The following is a 6,409-nucleotide window of genomic DNA, read 5'->3' on the forward strand; positions in this document are numbered from 1 at the left end:
TCAGCTCCACGAGCATCCGCTCGCGCTCGCCCGGCTCCAGCACGTCGGCGAGCGCGACGGGCTGTCCGGGGTCGGCGACCAGGGCCTCCAGGAGCCGGGTGTAGCGGTTCCCGATGGCCACGGCGGTGTCGTGGTCGAACAGGTCGGTGGCGTACTCCAGGTAGCAGAGCATGCCGGGCCGGGCCGGGTCCTTGAAGTAGTTGAACTCCAGGTCGAACTTGGCCGTGGGGGTGGAGAGGGGTTGCAGGCGGGCGCTGACTCCGGGCAGTTCGAGGTCGATCCACGCCTCGTTCTCCCAGGTGAACATCGTCTGGAAGAGCGGGTGGTAGGCGGTGGAGCGCTCCGGGTTGAGGAGTTCCACCAGGCGCTCGAACGGCGCGTCCTGGTTGTCGTAGGCGGCCAGGGCCTTGCGCTGCACCTGGTCGAGCACCTGCGCGAAGGTCGGGGTGCCGGACAGGTCGGTGCGCAGGACCCAGGTGTTGACGAAGAACCCGACCAGGTCGGCCAGTTCGTCGTCGGTGCGCCCGGCGATGGTGGAGCCGAGCGCGATGTCGTCACCGCCGCCCAGGCGGTGCAGCAGCACGACGAGCGCCGCCTGCATCACCATCGGCATCGTCAGCTCGCGGTCGCGGGCCAGGTCCTCGACGGCCGCCAGGAGACCGGGTTCGATGGGGAAGCCGACGACGGAGCCGCGGTGGCCGGCCGCGGGCGGGCGGGGCCGGTCGGTGGGCAGCCGCAGCGGCTGCGGCACCCCCGCCAGCTCCTCGCGCCAGTAGCGCACCTGCTCGGCCAGCACGCTGTCCGGGTCGTCCTCGTCGCCCAGCAGCTCGCGCTGCCACAGCGTGTAGTCCGTGTACTGGACCGGCAGCTCCGGCCACGCGGGCTCACCGCCCGAGTGGCGGGCGGTGTAGGCGGCGGCCAGGTCCCGGGCCAGCGGCGCCATGGACTCGCCGTCCGCGGCGATGTGGTGGACGAGCAGCAGCAGTGCGTGCTCGCGCGGGGCCTGCCGGAACAGGGTGGCGCGCACCGGGATCTCGGTGGCCAGGTCGAAGGCGTAGGAGCCGGCGTCGCGCAGCTCCTCCTCCAGCGCGTCGGGGGCGACCTCGACCAGTGGCATCTCCGGCCGCGCCGCATCGGCGGGAACGACGTGCTGGGCGGGGACGCCGTCGGCGTTCTCGACGATCAGCGTGCGCAGGCTCTCGTGCCGGGCCACCACATCGCGTACGGCGGCGGCGAGCGCGGCCGGGTCCAGGTCACCGCTCAGCCGCAGGACGAAGGGGACGTTGTAGGTCGCCGAGGCGCCCTCGAACTTGTCGATGAACCACAGCCGTCGCTGCGCGTAGGACAAGGGGATCATTACTCGCCACTCCTGTTCATCTTGCGCAAACGGGGCCGCTTGGAGGTTTCCGCGCTCCGGAGCGTCCGGGAGAGCGCGGCGATGTCGCGGTGCTGGAAGATGGTGCCGATGCCGACGTGCACGCCGAGCACCTTGCGGATACGGCTGGCCAGCCGGGTGGCCAGCAGAGAGTTGCCGCCGAGCGCGAAGAAGTCGTCGTCGACACCGACGCGCTCGACCTCGAGGACCTCCGCGAACAGCGCGCAGAGCTCCTCCTCCCGGGGGGTGCGGGGCGCCCGGTAGGTGCCCTCTCCCCACTCGGGTTTGGGCAGTGCCGCCTGGTCGGGCCTGCCCTGGGGGGTGAGCGGCAGGGCCTCGAGGGGTACGACGGCCGCCGGGACCAGCGGCGCGGGCAGCCGTTCGGCGGCGTACGCGCGCAGCTCCGTGCCGGTGGTGGCGTCGTCGGGGCGCAGCACGGTGTAGCCGACCAGGCGCGTGCCGCCCTCGCCCCGCGCCCGCCCGGGGTCGTGAGCGACGACCAGCGCCTGCCGCACGGCGGGGTGCGCCGCCAGCACCGCCTCGACCTCGGCCGGTGCGACCCGCAGGCCCTGCACGGTGACCTGTCCGTCCCGGCGGCCGGTGTACTCCAGGCCGCCTTCCGGGCCGAAGCGGGCCAGGTCGCCGGTGCGCAGCATGCGGGCGCCGGGCGGTCCGCAGGGGTCGGCCACGAAACACTCCGCCGTAGGCCCCGGCCGGCCCTGGTACCCGCGGGCCAGGGTGGGGCCCGCCAGGTACAGTTCGCCGACCGCGCCCGGGGGTGTGGGGCGCAGACCGGGTCCGAGCAGGTACGCCCGTACGCCGGCCGGGGTGGTCTCGTGCGGCAGGCCGGCCGTCGTGCCGGCCGGCCCGGGAACGCCGCCGGGGGCGGCGGTGACCAGTTCCAGACAGCCGCCGGTGGTCAGCGCGGTGCTCAGCCGGGTGGCGAACACCCCGGGGCCGAGTGCGGGGCCGACGGGCAGCCGGACGGTGCCGGGTGCGGACCGCGCCGTGCGAGCCGCGGCGGCCCCGGCGAGCAGGCTGCGGTGGGTGAGCGCCACCGGCCGTACGCCGTCGGGGTGCCCGAAGGTGTAGGCCAGGCACGCCAGCCGGTCGGGGTCCTGGGGCGGCCGTACGGTGCCATGGCCGTCCGCCGCGACGTCGTCGAGCAGCAGCCGGGGTGGGCCGCCGTCCGGCAGGAGCGGCGCCGTGGCCGCGTCGGTGAGCAGCAGGGCGGGTTCCGCGTCGGCCAGGACGTGGCGCAGGTGGCGGGCGGGGTGGCCGGGGTCCAGGGGGAGGCAGCAGCCGCCCGCTGTCAGGACGCCCAGGGTGGCGACCACCAGGTCCAGCGGCTGCCGCAGCGCCACGGCGACCACCGTCTCGGGGCCGACGCCGTGCCGGGCGAGGCCGTCGGCGAGCCGGCCGGCCGCCTGCGCCACCTGCCGGTAGGTGAGGGTGACGTCCCCGGCGACCACCGCCGACGCGTCGGGAGCGGTGGCCGCCCGGTCCGCGAACGCGGCGGGCAGCGTCGTCCCGTCGTGGGTGGCCACGGGCCCGGTGAGCCGCGTGCGCAGGCGGTCCCGTTCGCCGGGCAGGAGCACGTCCACGGCGCTCACCCGCTGCCGCGGGTCGGCGGCGATCTGCCGCAGGATCGCCGCGAAGCGCGCCGCGATGGCCTCGGCGGCGGGCCGGTCGAGGGAGCGCAACTGGTACTGCACGGCCGGCCGCAGGCGGGTGTCGGAGTCGGTGAAGACCATAACGGTGAGCGGGTAGTGGGTGGCCGTGAACAGCCGGATCCCGGTGATCCGGACGCCCGCGGCGGCGCTGGCCTCGGTGAGCCCGGAATGGTTCATCGGGAAGGACTCGAAGCCGACGATGGAGTCGAACAGGGCGTTCAGGCCGGCCGCCTCGTAGATCTGCGGCAGCGGGTAGTGGTGGTGGTCCATCAGCGCGGTCTGCCGCTCCTGTATGTGGGTCAGCAGGTCGGCGAAGGTGTCGGTGGCGGACCACTGGGCGCGTACGGGCAGGGTGTTGAGGAAGGTGCCGACGACCGAGTCCACACCGGGAACGGACGGCGGGCGGCCGGAGACGGTGGAGGCGAACATGACGTCCTGTTCACCGCTCAGCTGCCCGAGCAGCACCGCCCAGGCGCCCTGGACGACGGTGTTCACGGTGACGCCCAGCTCCGCGGCGCGCCGGGAGAGCGCCCGGGACTCCTCGCCGGGCAGTGGCACGTCGACCTGGCCGATGCCGACGGGTCCCGCGCCGGGGCCGGACGGCGGTTCGGGCACCACCGAGGTGGGCCGCTCCACACCGGCGAGTTCACGCCGCCAGGCGCGGGCGGAGACAGCGGGGTCCTGCCGGGCCAGCCAGACCAGGAAGTCACGGTGGCTACGCGCGCGGGGCCACACCGACGCGTCGCCCTCGGAGGCGTACAGCCGCAGCAGGTCCTGCATGATCAGCGGTACCGACCAGCCGTCGAAGAGCACATGGTGGGCGGTCACCACCAGCTCGGACCGCTCCGGGCCGCGGGTCACCAGGGTGAGCCGGAACAGGGGCGGTTCGGCGGGGTCGAAGTGGGCCGCGAGGTCGTCCCGGAGGATCTGTTCGAAGGCGGCCTCGCGCTCCGCGTCCGCCGGCCCGCTCAGGTCGAGGTGGCGCCAGGGCAGGGTGACCCGGCCGAGCACCAGCTGGACCAGGTCGCCGATGAAGTCGGGCACGAACGCGGCGCGCAGACTGGGGTGGCGGTCCAGCAGCGCCTGGCCCGCGGCGCGCATGCGCTCCGGGTCGACGGCACCGCTCAGATGGAGCGTGTACTGCACCTGGTAGGGGTCGAAGTCGGAGTGGTCCAGCATGGAGTGGAACAGCAGCCCGGACTGGAGTGAGGTGGTGGGCCACACGTCCTCCAGCGTGGGATAGCGCGCCTCCCACGCCTCCAGGTCGTCCTGGCTGACCGAGACCAGGGGCACGTCCGAGGGGGTCAGCCCGCCCGCCGCCGGACCGGCGGCGTGCCGGACGATGCCCTCCAGCGCCTCGGACCACAACCCGGTCAGCTCCCGTACCTCCTCGGGGGTCAGTACGCCGACGGGAGCGGTGAACAGCGCGCCGAGCCGTGGGCCCTCGGGGGTATCGGTGACGGAGGCGTTGATGTCGAGCTCCGCCGGTGCGGCCATCCGCGGGTCCTGGGCCGCGTCGAGCTCCGCCAGCTCCTCGATGGCCGCGGCCTCGGGCGCCTGGGTCCAGCCGAGTCCGCGCAGCTCCTCGGGCATGTCGGCGGCGGCGGAGAACCGCCCGAGGTAGTTGAAGCCGACCTGTCCGATGGGGTGCCGGGACAGCACGGCGGCCGTCTCGGGGTTCAGGTACCGGAGCAGGCCGTAGCCGAGTCCCTTGTCGGGCAGGGAGCGCAGGGATTCCTTGACGAGTTTGACCGCCTGCCCGGCGGCGGGCCCGCCCGCGAACGCCTCGTCCAGGTCGACTCCCGCCAGGTCCAGCCGGACGGGGAAGACGCTGGTGAACCAGCCCACCGTGCGGGACAGATCGGCGCCGGGCACGACGCTCTCCTCCCGGCCGTGGCCCTCCAGCCGGATCAGCGCCGAGGGCTCGTCCACTCCGCGGTCGCGGCGCCACCGGGCCAGGGCGAGGGCGAGCCCCGTCAGCAGGCCGTCGTTGACGCCGCCGTGGAAGGCCGCGGGCACGGTCGTCAGCAGCGGCTCGGTGACGTGCGCGGGCAGCCGCACCCAGGTCTTCCGCACGGTGGCCCGCACATCGACGGCGGGGTCGCGGCGCCGGGCGCCCAGCACCGGGTCGGGCCGCTCGACGATCGACCGCCACAGTCCCAGCTCGGCGACGCGTGCCGGGTCGGCCGCTTCCTCGGCCAGCGCGTGCGCCCAGCGGCGTACGGAGGTGGGCACCTCGGGCAGGGCGGGCGTGGCACCGGCGCTCACCTGCTGCCAGGCGCGTGCCAGGTCGGGCATCAGGACGCGCCAGGACACACCGTCGACCACCAGGTGGTGCAGCGCCAGCAGCAGCCGACCGGGAGTAGCGGGGTCCGGCGGGGTGAACCAGACGCACTGCGCCATCACCCCGGCCGCCGGGTCCAGCCGCCGCGCCGCCGCGTCCAGTTCGGCCAGCAGCAGGGTGCGCCAGCCGTCCGTGTCCCAGCGTCCGTCGCACGCCGTGTGCCGCACCAGGGTGTCGGCGTCGACCGCGCCGGGCGGCGCGACGACGAGTCCGCCCGGCGCGTCGCTGGCGTCCTCCAAGAGCCGGGAGCGAAGCAGGTCGTGCCGGTCCAGCACCGCCCGCAGAGTCGCGGTCAGTCCCGCTCGGTCGATGCCCGGGGGCAGCTCCAGCACCACGGCCTGGAGGAACCGGTCGAACCCGACACCCCAGTCCTGCCTGATCCACTGAGCCACCGGGAGCAGCGGCATCTCACCGGTGCCGCCGCCCTCCGGCTCGGCCGGCGCCGATACGGCCCCGGCCTGCCGGTTGGCTGCCGCGACCTCGGCCAACTCGGCGACGGTCCGGTGCTCGAACACGTCGCGCGAGCTGATCTCCAGCCCATGGGCCCGCGCCCGCGAGACCACCTGGATCGACTGGATGCTGTCGCCGCCGGCCGCGAAGAAGTCGTCGTCGATGCCGACCGGGTCCAGCCCGAGGACCTCCGCGTACAGGCCGGTCAGGATCTCTTCCGCCCCCGTACGCGGTGCCCGGTAGATGCCGCCCCGCGCCTCGGGCTCGGGCAGCGCGGCCACGTCCAGCTTGCCGTTGGGCGTCAGGGGCAGTACGTCCAACACCTCGAACAGGGCGGGAACCATGAACTCGGGCAGGCGCTGTGCGGTGAAGCCGCGCAGCTCCCCGACGACGAAGCTGGAATCGAGGGCGATGGCACCGAAGTTGCTGTTCTCGGGCCGCGTGCCCGGGTCGCCGCTCCCCGTGGGGACGATGTAGGCGACAAGCTGCTTGCCGTGGCCGGTGCCCCGTCCCCTGTGCGGCACGACCACGGCGTGGGCGACGCCCGGGTGGGATTCCAGCACGGCT

General features: G+C 74.4%; 2 protein-coding genes. Both read right to left on the minus strand.

The window, feature by feature from the left end; translation table 11 throughout:
- A partial coding sequence (locus tag NP777_RS46315) for a condensation domain-containing protein (RefSeq protein WP_256656229.1) occupies positions 1–1,357 on the minus strand: 1,357 nt, incomplete at its 3' end.
- On the minus strand, positions 1,357–6,405 hold the full coding sequence (locus NP777_RS46320; protein ID WP_256656230.1) for a condensation domain-containing protein: 5,049 nt from the start codon (positions 6,403–6,405) through the stop codon (positions 1,357–1,359). The genes NP777_RS46315 and NP777_RS46320, both read right to left, overlap by 1 nt.
- Between the last annotated feature and the right edge of the window lie 4 nt (positions 6,406–6,409).

Source organism: Streptomyces rugosispiralis, assembly GCF_024505145.1.
GTDB classification, from domain to species: Bacteria; Actinomycetota; Actinomycetes; order Streptomycetales; family Streptomycetaceae; genus Streptomyces; species Streptomyces rugosispiralis.